Origin of the sequence: Streptomyces asoensis, assembly GCF_013085465.1 — a bacterium.
In the GTDB taxonomy this organism is placed as follows: domain Bacteria; phylum Actinomycetota; class Actinomycetes; order Streptomycetales; family Streptomycetaceae; genus Streptomyces; species Streptomyces cacaoi_A.
Map to the genome: position 1 here is coordinate 4,051,803 of NZ_CP049838.1, position 18,221 is coordinate 4,070,023.

The 18,221-nt window shown below is 69.3% G+C and carries 20 protein-coding genes; 8 read left to right on the forward strand and 12 right to left on the reverse strand.

Annotated features, from left to right (window positions below; all coding sequences use genetic code 11):
• Positions 1–92 precede the first annotated feature (92 nt).
• The gene (rph, locus tag G9272_RS18065; protein ID WP_171397546.1) at positions 93–830 is read right to left on the reverse strand and encodes a ribonuclease PH; all 738 of its coding nucleotides are present in this window, start codon (positions 828–830) and stop codon (positions 93–95) included.
• Between the two features lie 94 nt (positions 831–924).
• On the reverse strand, positions 925–1,158 hold the full coding sequence (locus G9272_RS18070) for a glucose PTS transporter subunit EIIB (RefSeq protein ID WP_020132213.1): 234 nt from the start codon (positions 1,156–1,158) through the stop codon (positions 925–927).
• A 185-nt stretch (positions 1,159–1,343) separates the two neighbouring features.
• On the opposite strand from G9272_RS18070, the gene G9272_RS18075 reads away from it, so the two are divergent.
• Together G9272_RS18075 and G9272_RS18080 are read left to right on the forward strand one after the other, a co-directional pair.
• Positions 1,344–2,642, forward strand: coding sequence for a PTS transporter subunit EIIC (locus G9272_RS18075; protein WP_171397547.1), 1,299 nt, complete (start codon positions 1,344–1,346; stop codon positions 2,640–2,642).
• A 146-nt stretch (positions 2,643–2,788) separates the two neighbouring features.
• Complete coding sequence (locus G9272_RS18080; RefSeq protein ID WP_171397548.1) at positions 2,789–4,042, forward strand: PTS transporter subunit EIIC; 1,254 nt, start codon at positions 2,789–2,791, stop codon at positions 4,040–4,042.
• Between the two features lie 91 nt (positions 4,043–4,133).
• Here the strand turns inward: G9272_RS18080 and G9272_RS18085 are convergent, their stop codons facing one another.
• Positions 4,134–4,886 carry an MBL fold metallo-hydrolase gene (locus G9272_RS18085; RefSeq protein ID WP_171397549.1) on the reverse strand — a complete coding sequence of 251 codons (753 nt, stop codon included), beginning with the start codon at positions 4,884–4,886 and terminating at the stop codon, positions 4,134–4,136.
• A 280-nt stretch (positions 4,887–5,166) separates the two neighbouring features.
• Between G9272_RS18085 and G9272_RS18090 the strand changes: the two genes are divergently transcribed.
• A complete protein-coding gene (locus G9272_RS18090) occupies positions 5,167–5,649 on the forward strand; it encodes a type II toxin-antitoxin system PemK/MazF family toxin (protein ID WP_171397550.1) in 483 nt (160 codons plus the stop codon).
• A 4-nt stretch (positions 5,650–5,653) separates the two neighbouring features.
• Here the strand turns inward: G9272_RS18090 and G9272_RS18095 are convergent, their stop codons facing one another.
• The 6 genes from G9272_RS18095 to G9272_RS18115 all read right to left on the reverse strand — a co-directional run bounded on the left by G9272_RS18095 (position 5,654) and on the right by G9272_RS18115 (position 10,351).
• Positions 5,654–6,604 carry a PLP-dependent cysteine synthase family protein gene (locus G9272_RS18095; RefSeq protein WP_171397551.1) on the reverse strand — a complete coding sequence of 317 codons (951 nt, stop codon included), beginning with the start codon at positions 6,602–6,604 and terminating at the stop codon, positions 5,654–5,656.
• A 16-nt stretch (positions 6,605–6,620) separates the two neighbouring features.
• Positions 6,621–6,899, reverse strand: coding sequence for a MoaD/ThiS family protein (locus G9272_RS18100; protein WP_171397552.1), 279 nt, complete (start codon positions 6,897–6,899; stop codon positions 6,621–6,623).
• A 125-nt stretch (positions 6,900–7,024) separates the two neighbouring features.
• Complete coding sequence (locus G9272_RS46200) at positions 7,025–7,120, reverse strand: putative leader peptide (protein ID WP_020132206.1); 96 nt, start codon at positions 7,118–7,120, stop codon at positions 7,025–7,027.
• A gap of 92 nt (positions 7,121–7,212) precedes the next feature.
• Positions 7,213–8,253 carry a LacI family DNA-binding transcriptional regulator gene (locus G9272_RS18105; protein WP_171397553.1) on the reverse strand — a complete coding sequence of 347 codons (1,041 nt, stop codon included), beginning with the start codon at positions 8,251–8,253 and terminating at the stop codon, positions 7,213–7,215.
• Positions 8,254–8,322: 69 nt separating this feature from the next.
• Positions 8,323–8,907 carry an isochorismatase family protein gene (locus G9272_RS18110; protein WP_171397554.1) on the reverse strand — a complete coding sequence of 195 codons (585 nt, stop codon included), beginning with the start codon at positions 8,905–8,907 and terminating at the stop codon, positions 8,323–8,325.
• 97 nt (positions 8,908–9,004) lie between these two features.
• The gene (locus G9272_RS18115) at positions 9,005–10,351 is read right to left on the reverse strand and encodes a nicotinate phosphoribosyltransferase (RefSeq protein WP_171397555.1); all 1,347 of its coding nucleotides are present in this window, start codon (positions 10,349–10,351) and stop codon (positions 9,005–9,007) included.
• Positions 10,352–10,359: 8 nt separating this feature from the next.
• On the opposite strand from G9272_RS18115, the gene clpS reads away from it, so the two are divergent.
• The 4 genes from clpS to G9272_RS18135 all read left to right on the forward strand — a co-directional run bounded on the left by clpS (position 10,360) and on the right by G9272_RS18135 (position 13,666).
• Positions 10,360–10,725, forward strand: coding sequence for an ATP-dependent Clp protease adapter ClpS (gene clpS, locus G9272_RS18120; RefSeq protein ID WP_057600402.1), 366 nt, complete (start codon positions 10,360–10,362; stop codon positions 10,723–10,725).
• 11 nt (positions 10,726–10,736) lie between these two features.
• Positions 10,737–11,345, forward strand: coding sequence for a DUF2017 domain-containing protein (locus G9272_RS18125; RefSeq protein ID WP_171397556.1), 609 nt, complete (start codon positions 10,737–10,739; stop codon positions 11,343–11,345).
• Between the two features lie 320 nt (positions 11,346–11,665).
• Positions 11,666–13,099 (forward strand): amino acid permease, encoded by a 1,434-nt coding sequence (locus tag G9272_RS18130; protein ID WP_171397557.1) that lies wholly within the window; start codon positions 11,666–11,668, stop codon positions 13,097–13,099.
• A gap of 144 nt (positions 13,100–13,243) precedes the next feature.
• Positions 13,244–13,666, forward strand: a complete 423-nt coding sequence (locus tag G9272_RS18135) for a Mov34/MPN/PAD-1 family protein (protein WP_020132199.1) — start codon at positions 13,244–13,246, stop codon at positions 13,664–13,666.
• Positions 13,667–13,718: 52 nt separating this feature from the next.
• Here G9272_RS18135 and G9272_RS18140 read toward each other — a convergent pair whose 3' ends face one another.
• Both G9272_RS18140 and G9272_RS18145 read right to left on the reverse strand, forming a co-directional pair.
• Positions 13,719–14,072 (reverse strand): hypothetical protein, encoded by a 354-nt coding sequence (locus G9272_RS18140; RefSeq protein ID WP_171397558.1) that lies wholly within the window; start codon positions 14,070–14,072, stop codon positions 13,719–13,721.
• Positions 14,073–14,264: 192 nt separating this feature from the next.
• The gene (locus G9272_RS18145; RefSeq protein WP_171397559.1) at positions 14,265–16,613 is read right to left on the reverse strand and encodes an immune inhibitor A domain-containing protein; all 2,349 of its coding nucleotides are present in this window, start codon (positions 16,611–16,613) and stop codon (positions 14,265–14,267) included.
• A gap of 368 nt (positions 16,614–16,981) precedes the next feature.
• On the opposite strand from G9272_RS18145, the gene G9272_RS18150 reads away from it, so the two are divergent.
• Entirely contained in the window at positions 16,982–17,341 is a 360-nt protein-coding gene (locus tag G9272_RS18150; RefSeq protein ID WP_171397560.1) for a hypothetical protein, read from the forward strand.
• 66 nt (positions 17,342–17,407) lie between these two features.
• On the opposite strand, the gene G9272_RS18155 is transcribed toward G9272_RS18150, so the two are convergent.
• Complete coding sequence (locus tag G9272_RS18155; RefSeq protein WP_171397561.1) at positions 17,408–18,127, reverse strand: RDD family protein; 720 nt, start codon at positions 18,125–18,127, stop codon at positions 17,408–17,410.
• Positions 18,128–18,221 lie beyond the last annotated feature (94 nt).

Sequence of the window (18,221 nt, forward strand, 5' to 3'; positions counted from 1 at the left end):
TCAGGCCCAGGAGGCCCCCGTTGGTGTACTGGCCAAGACGTCTCGGCGGGCGGGCCGGTTGCTCGCACCCGCCGTCCCTCTTGGTGTTCCCTTTACTTTTCGAGGACCGTATCAAGTGCCGTGCGCTGGAGGACAGTCAGTTCCGTGCAGCCCAGAACGGCCAGGTCCAGCAGGGAGTTGAGTTCCTCGCGGGCGAACGGCTCGGCCTCGGCGGTGCCCTGGACCTCGACGAAGCGGCCGTCGCCGGTGCAGACGACGTTCATGTCGGTCTCGGCGCGGACGTCCTCCTCGTAGCGGAGGTCGAGGAGCGGGACTCCTCCGACGATGCCGACGGAGACCGCGGACACCGTTCCCGTGAGCGGCCGGCGGCCGGCCTTGATGAGCTTCTTGCCCTGGGCCCATGTGATGGCGTCCGCCAACGCGACGTACGCGCCGGTGATGGCCGCCGTACGAGTGCCGCCGTCGGCCTGGAGGACGTCACAGTCGAGGACGATGGTGTTCTCGCCCAGCGCCTTGTAGTCGATCACCGCGCGCAGTGAGCGGCCGATGAGGCGGGAGATCTCGTGGGTGCGGCCGCCGATCTTGCCGCGGACGGACTCGCGGTCGCCACGGGTGTTGGTGGCGCGGGGGAGCATGGAGTACTCCGCGGTGACCCAGCCCTCGCCGCTGCCCTTGCGCCAGCGGGGGACGCCTTCGGTGACGGAGGCGGTGCAGAAGACCTTCGTGTCGCCGAAGGAGACGAGGACGGAGCCCTCGGCGTGCTTGCTCCAGCCGCGTTCGATGGTGACGGGGCGGAGCTGTTCGGGGGTGCGGCCGTCGATTCGAGACATGGCGCTGAGCCTAGCCGTACCTGCGGAAGGGGCTCCTCCCACGGTGGCGGGAGGAGCCCCTCGAGAGTGAGTACTCAGAGGTGAGCGCGAAGGCTCACATCATGTCTTCGATCTCCGCGGCGATGGGGTCGGCGTCGGTGCCGATGACGACCTGGATCGCGGTGCCCATCTTGACGACGCCGTGGGCGCCGGCGGCCTTCAGGGCGGCCTCGTCGACGAGCGAGGCGTCGTTGACCTCGGTGCGCAGCCGGGTGATGCAGCCTTCGATCTCTTCGATGTTGTCGAGGCCGCCGAGTCCGGCGACGATCTTCTCAGCCTTGGTGGCCATGTTCCGTCTCCCTGAATTCCCTGATGCGAACCGCGATCTGAACCGCTTTTTCGCAGTAACCCACAGTTGGCCCAACTTCGCGAGCGATTGTGCCGGGTGTGCCGAAGGATGACGTCAGTGATGACGTCGCAGCAACCCAATCGTCCGTAGCTGGTCTACACCACCTGACAGGCGGTCGCCAAACGATGAGTGCCGAGAGCGCCGGGACCGAGATCAGCCCGGCACGCCAGCGCTGGCACACCGCGTTCCAGGGTCTCCAGAAGATGGGGCGCAGTCTTCAGCTGCCGATCGCGGTGCTGCCGGCCGCGGGCATCCTCAACCGGCTCGGCCAGCCTGATGTGTTCGGGGACGACGGGCTGGGCTGGACGAACGTGGCGAAGGTGATGGCGGGTGCGGGGGCGGCGCTGCTCGACGGCTCGCTCGGGCTGCCTCTGCTGTTCTGCATCGGTGTGGCCATCGGCATGGCGAAGAAGTCGGACGGTTCGACGGCGCTGGCGGCGGTGGCGGGTTTCCTCGTCTACTACAACGTGTTGCGGCAGTTCCCGGAGGACTGCGAGCCCGGTTCGAAGGTGATCCCGAACATCGGGTGCCAGGCGACCGACAACACGGTGGGGGCCTTCGCGTACCAGAATCCGGGGGTCTTCGGCGGGATCGTCATCGGGTTGCTGACGGCGTACTTCTGGCAGCGGTACCACCGCACGAAGCTGGTGGACTGGCTGGGCTTCTTCAACGGGCGGCGGCTGGTGCCGATCATCATGGCGTTCGTGGCGATCGCGTTCGCCGCGTTGTGTCTGTGGGTCTGGCCGCCGATCGGTGACGCCCTGGAGAGTTTCAGCGACTGGCTGGACGGGCTGGACGCGTGGGGTGCGGGCATCTTCGGTGTCGCGAACCGGGCGTTGCTGGTGATCGGTCTGCATCAGTTCCTGAACGTGCCCATCTGGTTCCAGTTCGGCAGTTTCACGAAGCCGGACGGCACGGTGGTGCACGGCGACATCAACATGTTCCTTCAGGGCGACCCGGATGCGGGTCAGTTCACCTCCGGGTTCTTCCCGATCATGATGTTCGCGCTGCCCGCGGCGGCGCTGGCGATCACGCACTGTGCGAGGCCGTCGCGCCGCAAGGAGGTCGGCGGGCTGATGCTGTCGGTGGCGCTGACGTCGTTCGTCACCGGCATCACCGAGCCGATCGAGTACTCGTTCCTGTTCGTCGCGCCGCTGCTGTACGCGGTACACGCCCTGCTGACGGGGGCGTCGATGGCGGTGACGTGGGGGCTGGGGGTGCACGACGGTTTCAGTTTCTCCGCCGGGCTCATCGACTACGTCATCAACTGGAACCTGGCGACGCGGCCGTGGGCGATCATCCCGATCGGCCTGAGCTTCGCCGTCGTCTACTACGCGATCTTCCGTTTCGCGATCACGAAGTTCGATCTGAAGACCCCCGGGCGAGAGCCGGAGGAAGAGCGGGAGGACGTCACGAAGGCGTAGCCGGGCGGTCGCCGGGCGGTTCTCGGGCGTAGCTGAGCGTAATACCACGATTACGGGAATCGTGGGTTCCTTATGCCACCTTCATCGTGCTACAACATGGTCTACACCACTGAGTGGTGTAGACCACCACCCGATGGAGGAAGTCTATGAGCACCGCCACCGCGCCCACGGCGGCCCCCTCGAAGAAATGGGGCTCCGGCCTTTTGCAGGGGCTTCAGAAGGTCGGCCGCAGCCTTCAGCTCCCGATCGCCGTGCTGCCGGCGGCGGGCATCCTGCTGCGACTCGGCCAGGACGACGTCTTCGGCAAGGACGGCCTCGGCTGGGACAAGGTCGCCAAGGTGTTCGCGACTGCCGGTGACGCCGTCTTCGCGAACCTGCCGCTGCTGTTCTGCGTCGGCATAGCCATCGGCTTCGCCAAGAAGGCCGACGGCTCGACCGCCCTCGCCGCGCTGGTGGGCTTCCTCGTCTACAAGAACGTGCTGACCGCGTTCCCGATCACCGACGCGCAGATCACCAAGGGCGCGGACGTCGCCGCCACCTACAACGACCCCAAGGTCTTCGGCGGCATCATCATGGGCCTGATAGCCGCGGTCACCTGGCAGCGCTTCCACCGCACCAAGCTGCCCGACTGGCTGGGCTTCTTCAACGGCCGCCGACTGGTCCCGATCCTGATGGCCTTCATCGGCACCGCTGTCGGTGTCCTCTTCGGCCTGGTGTGGGAACCCATCGGCGACGTCATCACCAACTTCGGCGAGTGGATGACCGGACTCGGCGCTGTGGGTGCGGGCATCTTCGGTGCCGTCAACCGTGCGCTGCTCCCCGTGGGCATGCACCAGTTCGTCAACACGGTGGCCTGGCAGGAGATCGGCTCGTTCAAGGACTCCTCCGGTGCCGTCTGGCACGGTGACCTGCCGCGCTTCTTCCACGGCGACCCGACCGCCGGCCAGTTCATGACGGGCTTCTTCCCCATCATGATGTTCGCGCTTCCGGCCGCCGCCCTGGCCATCACCCACACGGCCCGCCCCGAGCGCCGCAAGGCTGTCGGCGGCATGATGCTGTCGCTCGCGCTGACCTCCTTCGTCACCGGTATCACCGAGCCGATCGAGTTCGCGTTCATGTTCATCGCGCCGGTGCTGTACGTCATCCACGCGGTCCTGACAGCCCTGTCCATGGCCGTCACCTGGGCTCTGGGTGTCCACCACGGCTTCAGCTTCTCGGCGGGCGCGATCGACTACTTCCTCAACTGGAACCTGGCCACCAAGCCCTGGATGATCATCCCGATCGGCCTGGTGTTCGCGGCGATCTACTACGGCGTCTTCCGCTTCGCCATCATCAGGTGGAACCTCCCCACCCCGGGCCGGGAGCCCGAGGAGGAGGTCGAGGACCTCACCAAGGCGTAGGCGCGCGCCACGCCCGCGCAGGACATGCGAAGGCCCCCGGAGCCCTGAACCGCTCCGGGGGCCTTCTGCGTGGTGTGTGCATGGGGTGGATCTAGATCTCGTACGTCGCCCGTGGCGCGGCCAGTTCCACCGGGCCGTCGAACACCGCGCGGGCGTCCGCCAGGTTGACCCGGGGGTCCGTCCACGGCGGGATGTGGGTCAGTACGAGCTTCCTCGCGCCCGCCCTGCTCGCCGTCTCGCCGGCTTCGCGGCCGTTGAGGTGCAGGTCGGGGATGTTCTCCTTGCCGTGCGTGAAGGCGGCCTCGCACAGGAAGAGGTCGGTGTCGCGGGCGAGGTCCTCCAGCGCGGGGCTGATCCCGGTGTCGCCGGAGTAGGTCAGCGACCTGCCGCCGTGTTCGACGCGGATGCCGTACGCCTCCACCGGGTGCGCCACGCGTTCGGTGTGCACGGTGAACGGGCCGATGTCGAAGGTGGACGGCTTGACCGTGTGGAAGTCGAAGACCTCGCTCATGGAGGAGGCCGACGGGGTGTCGGCGTAGGCCGTGGTCAGGCGGTGCTCCGTGCCCTCAGGGCCGTAGACCGGGATGGGGTCGCAGCGGCCGCCGTCGTGCCGGTAGTAGCGCGCGACGAAGTAGGCGCACATGTCGATGCAGTGGTCGGCGTGCAGATGACTCAGGAAGATCGCGTCGAGGTCGTAGAGACCGCAGTGGCGCTGCAACTCGCCCAGGGCGCCGTTGCCCATGTCGAGAAGCAGCCGGAAGCCGTCGGCCTCGAGGAGGTAGCTCGAGCAGGCCGATTCCGCGGACGGGAACGACCCCGAGCAGCCGACGACGGTGAGCTTCATGAAGGCGAAACCTCCGCTGGCGGGAAACCGAGAAGTACCGGGTGAGGTCCGGGGGACGGATCGTGGAACGAATGATCGTCAAGTGGAACGAATGATCGTTAAATGGGGCGACGGAGCTCGTGCGGTGCGTCGAGCGTAAGGCGCAAAACCCCGGGTCGCTCCTCCACCAGGGGCCGTTGTGGGCGAACTCACCTGTGGTGTCACCGGTTCGGCTGGACCGGGGGCATGTGAAGTGATGATGGGGCGCGCGGTGGCACTCGCGCGCCGGTAACGTCGTCGTATGGACACGTCCTGGTGGCTCGCGCTCGCGGCGGTGATACTGCTCGCGCTCGTCGCGACGCTCGTGGACGGCTGGGGGCGGGGCCGACGACCGCAGCGGCGCAGGACCCGGCCGCCGGGCCGGACGACGGGTCGGCCCTCGGGCCGGTCGACCCGGGGCCACGGCTTCGCCGGCCGTCCCCAGCCCGCGGAGATCTGGTGGGCGGACGTGCCGTTCGAGGACGGCCCGGGGGTGAAGGACCGGCCGTGTCTGGTGCTCATGGTGCGCGGTGACCGCGCCACCGTCGCGAAGATCACCAGCAAGTACCACGACGAGCGGGCCGGAGTGATCCCGCTGCCGCCGGGTGCCGTGGGGGACGCGCAGGGGCGGCCGAGTTTCCTGGAGACGGACGAGCTGCGCCAGATCCGGATGAGTGACTTCCGGCGCAGGGTGGGTGTGGTGGACCCGGTCCTGTGGGACCAGGTCCGTCACCTGGCTACCTGAAACCCTACGCCCAGAGCTGGCCCTGGAGGGTCTCGATCGCTTCCTCCGTGGTGGCCGCGGTGTAGACGCCCGTCGACAGGTACTTCCAGCCGCCGTCCGCCACGACGAACGCGATGTCGGCGCTCTCCCCCGCCTTCAGCGCCTTCCTGCCGACACCGATAGCAGCGTGCAGGGCCGCGCCCGTGGAGACGCCCGCGAAGATGCCCTCCTGCTGGAGGAGTTCCCGGGTGCGGGTCACGGCGTCCGCCGAGCCGACCGAGAAGCGGGTGGTGAGGACGGAGGCGTCGTACAGCTCGGGTACGAAGCCCTCGTCGAGGTTGCGCAGGCCGTAGACCAGGTCGTCGTAGCGCGGCTCGGCGGCGACGATCTTCACGTCCGGCTTGTGCTCGCGGAGGAAACGACCGACGCCCATCAGCGTCCCCGTCGTGCCGAGGCCGGCGACGAAGTGGGTGATGGACGGGAGGTCGGCGAGGATCTCGGGGCCGGTGGTGGCGTAGTGGGCGCCCGCGTTGTCGGGGTTGCCGTACTGGTAGAGCATCACCCAGTCGGGGTGCTCGGCGGCGAGTTCCTTGGCGACGCGGACCGCGGTGTTGGAGCCGCCCGCGGCCGGGGAGGGGACGATCTCGGCGCCCCACATGCCGAGCAGGTCCCGGCGCTCCTGCGAGGTGTTCTCGGGCATCACGCAGACCATGCGGTAGCCCTTGAGCTTGGCCGCCATGGCGAGGGAGATGCCGGTGTTGCCGCTCGTCGGTTCCAGGATGGTGCAGCCGGGGGTGAGGCGGCCGTCCTTCTCGGCCTGCTCGACCATGTGCAGGGCGGGGCGGTCCTTGACCGAGCCGGTGGGGTTGCGGTCCTCGAGCTTCGCCCAGATGCGGACGTCGGCGGACGGCGAGAGCCGCGGCAGGCGCACCAGAGGGGTGTTGCCCACCGCGGCCAGCGGGGAGTCGTAACGCATGGGGTCCGGCGGCCGATCAGGCCATGCCGCCGGCCACGGCCGGCAGGATGGTCACGGTGTCGCCGTCGGTCAGCTTGGTGTCGATGCCGTCGACGAAGCGGACGTCCTCGTCGTTCAGGTACACGTTGACGAAGCGGCGCAGCTTTCCGTCGTCCACGATGCGGGCGTGGATGCCCGCGTGCCGGGTCTCGAGGTCGGTGAACAGGTCGGCGAGGGTGTCTCCGTTGCCCTCCACCGCCTTCTGACCGTCGGTGTACTGGCGGAGGATGGTGGGGATGCGGACCTCGATGGCCATGGCTCAGGGCTCCTGTCGGAAGGTGTGGGCGGCGCGGGTTCGTGCGTGTGTGGCTCCCCACGCTCGGCTGCGCTCGCGCGGGCGGTGCCCCCATCGGCTCACGGCCGTACGGCGGGGGGTGTGCGTCAACAGATGGCGCTGGCGAGCCTGCACAGGTCGACGTGCAGCCGCGCCACGAGCAGTGCGCCCGGCGTCTTCTCGCTCACGTCGTTCAGAACCATGGGCTCATCGTATCGATTCCCGGTCCGGCTCCTGGAATGTGATCCCACATCGCGGACGGTATGGGGCCGGGGAGTGAGATGTCACCCCGCCGCTAGGCCGACGCGCGGCGCACCAGGCGGGTGGGGACGATCACGGAGGGCCCGTCCGGCGCGTCTTCCCGGGCGAGCAGCAGCCGGGCCATCAGCCGTCCCATCTCCTCGATGTCCTGGTGGACGGTGGTGAGCGGCGGGTCGGTCGTCTCGGCGATGGAGGTGAGGTCGTCGAAGCCGACGACGGCCACGTCCTCGGGGACCCTGCGCCCGCGCTCCCGCAGGGTCTGGAGGGCGCCGGAGGCCATGAGGTCGGAGGCGACGAACACGGCGTCGAGGTCGGGGTGGCGGTCCAGCAGCGCGGCCATGGCGTCGGCGCCGCCCTGCCGGGTGTAGTCCGCCCGCTCGACGAGGGGCGGCGAGACGGCGTCGCGCAGCACGTCCCGGTACCCGGCCAGCCGGTCCACGGCGGAGTTCTCCTGGTCGTAGGGTCCGGCGACGGTGGCGATCCGGCGCCGCCCGAGGGCGACCAGGTGCTGGACGGCCAGCCGGGCGCCGCCCCGGTTGTCGCCGTCGACATGGGCCTGGCCGGGCCGCTCGGGGTCGCCGTCGCGCAGCAGCGGGCGGCCGCCGAACACGGCCGGGAGGCCGAGTCGGTCGATGATCTCGGCCAGCCGGTCGCCGGGGCGCAGGGGGAACAGGATCGCGCCGTCGACATGGCCGCCGCCGAGGTAGTCGGCCACGCGCGCGTAGTCGTCGGGTTCCTCCAGGAACAGCAGGACGGCCTGTGCGCCGTGGAGCGCGAGTTCGCGGCGGATGCCGCGCAGGAGGAGGTCGAAGAAGGGGTCGATGAAGAGCCGGTTCTCGGGCTGGGCGGCGACCACGGCGACGGCGTTCGTGCGGTGGGTGACGAGTTGCCGGGCCGCCTGGTTGGGGACGTATCCCAGCTCGGAGATCACCCGGCGGACCCGGTCGACGACCTCCGTCCGTACCCGGGCCTCCCCGTTGATCACCCGGGACACGGTCGACTTCGAGACTCCCGACTGCCGGGCGACGTCTTCGAGCGTGGGCCGCCGTACGTACGAGCGTTGCGTCAACACCATCTCCGTTGGGGCGAGTTGTGCGTGCACCTTGCGGAAACGGTAACCGGCGGGCGGGGGGTGGCGCCGGGACTAGACGACCGGCTTGCCCATCAGTTGCACGCCGGCCGCGCGCAGTTCCTCCAGGGCACGGTCGGTGCTCTCCTCGGCCACGCCGGCGGTGAGGTCCAGCAGGACCTGGGTGCGGAAGCCCTCGCGGGCCGCGTCCAGGGCGGTGGCGCGTACGCAGTGGTCGGTCGCGATGCCGACGACGTCCACCTCGTCGATCTGGCGGTCCCGCAGCCAGTCCCCCAGCGTGGCGCCGTTCTCGTCGGCGCCCTCGAAGCCGCTGTACGCGGCCGCGTAGGCGCCCTTGTCGAAGACGGCGTCGATGGCCCCGGAGGCGACGGCGGGCGCGAAGTTGGGGTGGAAGCCGACGCCCTCCGTGCCCGCCACGCAGTGCGCGGGCCAGGAGTGCACGTAGTCGGGGTTGTCGGCGAAGTGGCCGCCGGGCGCGATGTGGTGGTCGCGGGTGGCCACCACGTGCCGGTATCCGGCGGGCGCCTGCCCGATCAGCTCGGTGATGGCGGCGGCCACGTCGGCGCCGCCGGCCACCGCGAGGCTGCCTCCCTCGCAGAAGTCGTTCTGCACGTCTACGACGATCAAGGCGCGGCGCATGGTCGGTGTCCTTCGACTGAGGGTGAAGTAATTGAGCCTAGAGACTTTGTCGGCCCCGCGGGAGGGGGCGTCGCCCGGTGTGCGCCGGGCACACGCCCTAGTTACCCGACAGGCCCTGTACATACTCCGTGGGAATGACGGGTTCCCCGCGCGACAGCTGGTTCGCGGAGAGGGGCAGACCGGCGCGGGCCGCCGCGTGGCGGTCGCGGACGGCGTCCAGGGGCTCGCGGCCGACGACCTCGCCGCCCTTGACCAGCTCGACGAGCAGCTGGTGGTCGGCCAGTCCGGCGGGGACGGGGCCGGTGCCGACGACCTCGGCCTCGGCCACCCCGTGCGCGTCGGGCCGGCGCGCCGCCCACTTGCGGCCGCCGATGGAGGTCTTGCCGCCGGTGGACTTCTTCGCCACCGACACCAGCGGCGCCGCCGGGTCGGCGGATCCGGCGCGGGCGACCAGCTTGTAGACCATCGAGCAGGTCGGGTGCCCGGAACCGGTCACCAGCTGGGTTCCGACGCCGTACGCGTCGACGGGCGCGGCGGCCAGCGAGGCGATGGCGTACTCGTCGAGGTCGGAGGTGACGACGATCCGGGTGTCCGTCGCGCCGAGCTCGTCGAGCTGCTCGCGCACCCGGTGGGCGACGAGGAGCAGGTCGCCGGAGTCGATGCGGACCGCGCCGAGCTCGGGCCCGGCGACCTCGACGGCCGTCCGGACGGCCTCGGCGACGTCGTACGTGTCCACGAGCAGGGTGGTGCCGCGGCCGAGCGAGTCGACCTGGGCCTGGAAGGCGTCCCGCTCGGTGTCGTGGAGGAGGGTGAAGGCGTGGGCGCTGGTGCCCACGGTGGGGATGCCGTAGCGGAAGCCGGCGGCCAGGTCGGAGGTGGTGGCGAAGCCGCCGATGTAGGCGGCGCGGGCGGCGGCGACCGCGGCCAGCTCGTGGGTGCGGCGGGCGCCCATCTCGATCAGGGGGCGCTCGCCCGCGGCGGAGGACATCCGGGAGGCGGCGGCCGCGATCGCGGAGTCGTGGTTGAGGATGGAGAGGATGACGGTCTCGAGGAGCACGCACTCGGCGAAGGAGCCCTCGACCCGCATGATCGGCGAGCCCGGGAAGTAGACCTCGCCCTCGGGGTAGCCCCAGATGTCACCCGTGAAGCGGTATCCGGCGAGCCGGTCCAGGGTCTCCTCGTCGACGATGTTCCGCTCGCGCAGGAAGCCGAGGACGTCCGCGTCGAAGCGGAGGTTCTCGACGGCGTCCAGGACCCGCCCGGTGCCCGCGACGACGCCGTAGCGCCTGCCGTCCGGCAGTCGCCGGGTGAAGACCTCGAACACGCTGTGCCGTTCGGCCGTGCCCGCTTTCAGGGCCGCCTGGAGCATCGTCAGTTCGTACTGGTCCGTGAAGAGCGCCGTCGACGGAACATCCACCGGCAGCCCAAGGTCCGCTGTGTTCATGGCAATGGATGGTACTCCCTTTTCGTCGGTGTGACGATTTCCCGGATGCGTGGCAGCATGGGCTTGTGACGTCACCCGCTCCCCTTGAGATCGAACGCACCGAGTCGGCGGAGGAGGTCTTCGCCGTACCCGAGCCGGACGTCCCCTGGGTCACGATCGTGCACAACGACCCGGTCAACCTCATGAGCTACGTGACGTACGTCTTCCAGTCGTACTTCGGGTACAGCAAGGACAAGGCCACCAAGCTCATGATGGACGTCCACCACAAGGGCCGCGCGGTCGTCTCCAGCGGCAGCCGCGAGGAGATGGAACGCGACGTGCAGGCCATGCACGGTTACGGCCTGTGGGCCACGCTCCAGCAGGACCGGAAGTAGCCTCCCCTCCTATGCCTGGACACTTCGAACCGCTCCCCGGCGGCGGCGCGGCCGTCGCACTCGACGACGTCGAGATCTCCATCATCCGGTCGCTGGCCGTGCAGCTCCTGGAGCTCATCGGCCCCGGCCCCGCCGAGGACGCCCCCGACGACCCGCTCGCCGAGCTCTTCGCCGACGGGCCGAGCGAGCCCCCGGCCGACCCGGTGCTGCGCCGCCTCTTCCCGGACGCCTACACCGACCCGGAGGGCACCCCGGGACCCCAGCGGGCGGACGAGCAGAAGGCGCACTCCGCCGAGTTCCGCCGCTACACCGAGAACGACCTGCGGGCCGGCAAGCGCGAGAACGCCCTCACGGTGGTCCGCTCGCTGGACGAGCTGGCCTCCGAGGCGGCCGGCGCGGGCGGGGCGGTGCTGAAGCTGACGCCGCAGGAGTCCCAGCAGTGGCTCCGCGCGCTGAACGACCTGCGCCTCGCGATCGGCTCCCGCCTGGAGATCACCGACGAGGACGACACCGACCTCCTCTACCGGCTGCCGGACGAGGACCCGCGCAAGCCGATGGTGATGGCGTACCTGTGGCTGGGCGGGCTCCAGGAGACGCTCGTGACGACTCTTCTGCCCTGATTTCTTCGCTTTTTTGTTCGCTCAGAGGACGCTCAAATCCGGATAACGATCGCGTCAACGCGACGGCCGGGAGTGTCCTCTTTGTGTCTCGTTCATCCGCTTCTTCTTGTGTCGTGCGCCACAGCCCGCCCGGGTGATCAATATTGCGGGCGTGATAAATCTTCACGACCGCCCGGCGAACACCACCCGTATGTTCGGCCGGGTGCGCCACCGAGCCGGTTGATCGCCGGCCAGGCATCGCTCCATCAATCCGGGGGGATCGAAACCCGATCCGAGGCCGACGAGAGGCCCGGTTCGGCATGGAGAAAGGCGCACCACACATGACCTCTGAGAAGGTCACTGACACCGCTGTCACTGACACTCCCGAAGAGGGGTACGAGCGCGGACTCGGCAGCCGCCAGGTCCAGATGATCGCGATCGGCGGCGCCATCGGCGTCGGGCTCTTCCTGGGTGCCGGGGCGAACATCGCCAAGGCCGGCCCCAGCCTCATCCTGATGTACGCCCTCGCGGGCGGGATCATCTTCTTCATCATGCGGGCGCTGGGCGAGCTGCTGCTCTACCGCCCGGTCTCGGGTTCCTTCGCGGAGTACTCCCGCGAGTTCCTCGGCCCGTTCTTCGGCTACTTCACCGGCTGGACGTACTGGCTGATGTGGGTCGTCACCGGTATGGCCGAGCTGACGGCCGCCGCGATCTACGTCAACTACTGGTTCCCGGCCGTCCCCCAGTGGGTGACCGCACTGGTCTTCCTGGTGATCCTCTTCGGGGTCAACCTGATCTCCGTGAAGCTCTTCGGTGAGCTGGAGTTCTGGTTCTCGATGGTGAAGGTCACCGCGCTCATCGGCATGATCGTCATCGGCCTCGGTGTCCTCACCTTCGGCTTCAGCAGCGCCGGCGACACGGCCGCGGTCTCCAACCTGTGGGCCTTCGACGGCTTCTTCCCCAAGGGCGTCGGCTCGTCCCTGATGACCCTCCAGGGCGTCATGTTCGCCTACCTCGCGGTCGAGCTGGTCGGTGTCACGGCGGGCGAGTCGCAGGACCCGGAGAAGACCCTCCCGAAGGCGATCAACACCCTGCCGTGGCGTATCGCGCTGTTCTACGTCGGCGCGCTCACGGTCATCCTCTGCGTCGTGAAGTGGACGGAGTTCGCGCCGGGCGTGAGCCCGTTCGTCGAGGCGTTCGCGAAGATCGGCATCCCGGCGGGCGCCGGCATCGTGAACTTCGTCGTGCTGACGGCGGCCCTGTCCTCCTGCAACTCGGGCATGTACTCCACGGGCCGGATGCTGCGGAACCTGGCCGACAGCGGCGAGGCCCCCGCGGTCTTCCGCAAGCTGTCGTCGACGAAGACCCCCGCCTTCGGCATCACGGTCTCGGTGCTGTTCATGGGCATCGGCGTGGTCCTGAACTACGTCGTCCCCGAGAAGGCCTTCGGCTACGTCACCTCGGTGGCCACCGCGGCCGGCATCTGGACCTGGCTGATGATCCTGATCAGCCACGTCCTCTACCGCCGCGCAGTCGTCGCGGGCCGGCTGCCCGCCTCGTCCTTCCCGGCCCCGGGCGGCTCGGCGTTCAGCTGGGTGGCCATCGTCTTCCTGCTCTTCGTCACCGGCCTGATCGCGTACGACGCCGACTCCCGGGTCTGCCTCTACGTGATGGCGGGCTGGGCGGTCGCGCTCGGCATCGGCTGGGCGGTCCTGAAGGGCCGCAACCCGGAGATCACCGCACGGCGCGAGCCGGAGTTCGAGAAGGTCGGCTGACCGACCCGTCGACCATCCCCGGGACGTCCGGCCGCAGGGAGCACTCGTGGCGCCCCCTGCGGCAGCCGCTCAGGACGTCCGCGATGTGGGCCGTTCCGTACCACTCCTCGGTACGGGGCGGCCCCTTTGCTTATCCTGGCGACCATGCTGACCATCACCCAGGCCCTGCACGACCAGATCGTCGCCCACGCGCGCAAGGACCACCCCGACGAGGCGTGCGGCGTGGTCGCGGGTCCGGCGGGCACGGACCGCCCGGAACGTTTCATCCCGATGCTGAACGCGGCCATGTCACCCACGTTCTACGAGTTCGACTCGGGCGACCTGTTCAAGCTCTACCGCGAGCTGGACGACCGCGACGAGGACCCGGTGATCATCTACCACTCCCACACGGCCACCGAGGCGTACCCGTCCCGCACGGACATCTCGTACGCGAACGAGCCGGGCGCGCACTACGTGCTGGTGTCGACGGCGGACACGGACGGCGGGGGCGAGTTCCAGTTCCGCTCGTTCCGCATCGTGGACGCCGTGGTCACGGAGGAGGACGTACGGGTGGTCGAGGCGTACTGAGACGCCCACGGCGGCGTTCTGGTGGCCCCGCCGTGGTGCGGCGGCCGCGCGCCTACGCCGCCGCGCCCCGCAGCAGCGACCGGATGGGGCGCCACAGCTCCGGTACGACCACGACGCCGACCGGGACACCGTTGTCAGGGGCCGTACGCCAGATCAGGCCGTCCGGGTGGTGGAGCACCGCCGTGACCTCGTCCGGGGTGGGTGGCGCCGCGTTGCCGCGCAGGTAGACGGCCCGCAGACCCAGGTTGCGGAGCCTGGTCAGGGCTCGGGCCCGGTTCTGGGCATGGACCAGCACGCGGACGTCCGTGGAGGGGCCCGGGAGGCCCTCCCGGGCGGTGGGGCTGGGCAGGTTCAGCGCCACCACCACCATGCCGTCGGGCAGCTTGCAGAAGCCTCCTGCGGCCATGCGGTCACACCCCCGTGCGCGTCGGTATCGAGGTCGTCGCCGGGGTCGGCGCCGAGGTCGCTGTCGCTGTCGATGTCGGTGTCGCTGTCGATGCAGGTGTCAATAAGAAGGGCACAGGAGGCACCTAAACACGATCGGCGGCAACCCGCCAGGGGTTGCCGCCGATACGCGTCTGACCTGCGAAAACGTCGACTACTTGGTCGACGGACCGACCTTCACCTTGATCGTCGAGCCACTGGCGGGCTCGTTGACGATCTTGATCGAGGTGTTGGTGTCAGTGACCTTGACGCCCGCGAGCGGGGTCGTCGCGTCGTAGTACGTGGACTTGCCGTCGTCGAAGACCGGGACACCCGGACGCGACTTGATCTTGACCGCGACGTCCGCCTTGTGCAGCGTGATCGCGTCCGTCCGGTACTGGCTGAAGGGCGAGTCGAAGCTCTGGAGACGGGCGTTCATCACGGAGCCGTCGGTCCACTTCAGCGCGGTCGGGTGCGAGTCGATCGGGAGGATCAGGCCCTCACCCGGGTGCTGGCTGGTGTTGTCGTCCGCCTGCGAGGTGTCCCACTTCCAGATCAGCAGACCGTTCTGGTACGGGTAGTGCTCCACCCAGTCGGGACGGGTCGTCGAGAAGCCGAAGTTGTACGGGCCGACCTTGAGGGTCTTGTCGTACGACACGTACTGGCGGTTCTCGGCGATGTAGTACTGGGCGTAGTCGTCCGTGATGGACGCGCCGATGCGGGAGAAGCCGTTCGCCGTCCAAGCCGCGTCCGCGGTCTCCGCGTTGTCGGAGAAGAGCGCGGCGCCGTCCGCCGTCACCGTGATCTCGTCGGCCGCGAAGCCCTTCTGGGCCACGCCGCCGTCGGTGGCGTACCGGAACCGGACGCTGATCTTCTGGCCCGCGTAGGCGTTCAGCGGGAAGGTCAGCTTCTGGTAGGCGTCGACCGTGCCGGTGAGCGCGGGCTTGCCGCTGCCGTCCCGCGGGATGGCGCTGCCGTCGGCCAGGGTGCCGTCGATCGGCGTCCAGTTGGCGCCGTCGGTGGAGACCTCGGTGTACAGGTAGTCGTAGTCCTGCTCGATGTCCCACCAGCCGTCCAGGGACAGCGAGGCCGACGTCTTGCCGGTCAGGTCGACCGCGCGGGTCAGGGTGTTGCGCAGGTCGTCACCGCTGCCGCTCCACCACTGCGTGGCGCCCTCGGCCGGGGCGACCACCTCGGTGGTGACCTCCTTCTCCGGCAACTGGACCACGAGGGCCTGGGCGTTCTTGGTGTTGTACTCCGCGACGCCGAGCGTGTGGCTGGACTTCACGCCCGCCTTGGCGACGTCGTAGTCGAGCCAGCCGAGCTGGAGCTTGTCCCAGGCGTTCATGTCGCCGGGAAGGTTGCCGATGGCCTCCTTGCCGGTGCCGAGCCAGGAACCGGAGGACATCAACGTCCAGAAGCCGGTGGAGTTCTCGCCGCCGCCGGAGGTGTCGTACTCGTCCGGCAGGCCGAGGTCGTGGCCGTACTCGTGCGCGTAGACGCCGAGTCCGCCGTTCTCCGGCTGGATGGTGTAGTCGCCGACCCAGATGCCGGTGTCGCCGACCTGGGCGCCGCCGAGCTTGTTGGTGTCCGGGCCGGTGGAGCCGGCGTCGGTGCCGAAGGCGTACCAGCGGTGCGCCCAGATGGCGTCCTCGCCCTGGGCGCCGCCGCCCGCGGACTCGTCCTCGCCGGCGTGCACGATCTGGAAGTGGTCGATGTAGCCGTCGGACTCGTTGAAGTCGCCGTCGCCGTCGTAGTCGTAGCGGTCCCACTGGTCGAACTCGGCCAGCTCCGCCTTGATCTCGGCGGCCGTGGCACCCGCCGCCTCACGCTCGGCGACCCAGGCGTTGACGCCGTCCTGGACCGCATACCAGGCGCCGGTGGACGCGTCGTTGGAGCCGTAACGGGCCTCGTTGTAGGGGACCTTGACCCAGTCGGTCACCTCACCCTCGACCGAGTAGCGGCCCGAGGACTGCTTCTCGTAGTACTTCTTCAGCGACTCGGTGTTCTTGCCGGTGCCGAAGTACAGGTCCTGGAAGTGCGCCTGGTTGTAGTCCGCCTGCCAGGCCGTGGAGTTGTCCTTCTTGCGGTCGGGCGCGGCTATCTGGTTGTGCAGCGGGCCGACCGTGCCGCCGTAGCGGCTGTCGACCTGGTCGCCGAACTCGACGAGGATCGTGAAGATCTTGTCGGTCTTCTCGCGGCCGAGCTCGACGTACTTGCTGTCGCCCTTCCGGCTCTTGAGCTGGACGACCTTCGAGCCGTCCCGGTCCTTGACCGACGCCTCGCCGGATATGACCTGCTCGATGGCCTCCTCGCGCTGCGCTTCCTGGGTCTTGCTGAGCGGGCCGTCGAAGTCGTGCTCCTTGGCCTTGGCCGGCTGCGGGTCCTGCCGGTCCACCGCCGGGGCCTTCGCCGAGGTGTTGTCGGCGGCCTGTGCCACGGCGAACGTCGAGAACGTCGCCGAGGCCGCCGCAAGGGCGACGACCGTGGCGGCCGTCCTGAACGTCCAGGATCTACTGGTCACTTGATGTCCTCCCACGCACGCGTCCGGACGCGCGGAAAGGGGGGATCCCTGTCAAGGAAGGTCCGCGCGCTGTTATACGCGTGTAGTCAAGTGACGCCATTTGACTACTGGTTTACGAGAAAAGACAGACCTTGACTTGGACAAGTCAACTGCATTATTGGGAGCGCGTGTTCGCATTGCGGACATGTGACTGTAACGTGGCGGAGGCCGTGACAGGCGCGCGGGACAGTCCACTTGGTGGACGCCATGACTCCGTGCGCCCCCTGTGCACCGGCACCGTGGGTTAGGTCACGCTTACCGCTCGTCCCGCTCGGGCATGCAGGCGATTAGAGTCGAGACCGCCCCCGCTTCCGAGGACACCGATTGCCATGCCTCGTCCGACTGTCGCACAGCTCACGTACGGTTCCTGCACCGTCATCTTCTCGACGCTCGCCATGCTGCTGCTGTCACAGACGAGTTCGGGCCCCGGGATCGCGGTCGTCGTCGTCGCCGCGGTCGCGCTCGGGGTGCTCGTCGCCATGACGGTGCCGGTGCCGAAGCCGTCCCGGGCTCCCGTGGCCCACTCCACGACCCGTTCCGTGATCCGACCCGCGGCCCGCTCCACGGCGAGCGTGCCCGCGAGCCGGCCCGAGCCCGTCACCGTTCCCGCGCGCGCCCCCGTGCACGCGTCGGTCCGGGCTTCGGTCGCCTCGGCACCCGAGCCCGTCCGGGAGCCCACGGCCCCCTGACACACGCGCACATGACGGAGGGCCCGCGCCACGAGGTGCGGGCCCTCCGTCGTGCGCGCGGTCGGCTCACCGCGAGCTGACCACCACCGTCTTGGCCGCCTTGTCGTGCAGACCCTGCTTGTAGGGCTTGTCGAAGAAGCTCCAGCCGCCGCAGATCGCCGTCCACACACAGGCGCAGCAGAACGCGAACGGCACCCACAGCACCAGGGCGCGGATCAGCGAGGTCTGCGCGGAGGGCGTGGAGCCGTTTTCGAGGTTGGCCACACGCATGCCGAGCCACTTCTTGCCCAGCGTCTGACCGGACTTGGCGGTCAGGATCGTGTCGTACGCGACGTACAGGATCGCGGCGAGGAGCTCCCGCCCGAAGGTCTTGCCGAACTCGATGTCGTCCGCGTCCACCGTGTACTGCGCGACCCCGAAGGCCCAGGCCAGCAGGGTCACCACGATGAAGACGAGGATCATGTCGATGATCCGGGCCAGCGTGCGCTTGCCGCTGTCGGCGAGCGGGGGCATCCCGGAGAGCGGGTCGGCCGGGTAGCCGCCGTAGGGGTCGCCGCCCTGTGGACCACCGCCGTACGGGCCGCCACCAGAGGGCGGGGGCTGGCCCGCCCCGCCGCCGAACGGATCGTGCGGTGCGTCGTACGGCGAGCCCTGCCCCGCACCGGACGGGGGCTGACCCTGACCGTACGGGGGCTGCGGGGGCTCCTGCTGCGGGGGCCGCTTCCTGAACGGGTCGTCCTCCGGCGGCTCACCGCCGCCGGAGCCGGGGGGCGGTTCGGTGGTCATGCCCCCGAGTCGACCGCGAACCCGCGGCCTCCGCATCCGGCGAGCGGCCGTCCGGGGGACGGGGTGCCGGGGTACGGGGTGCCGGGGTACGGGG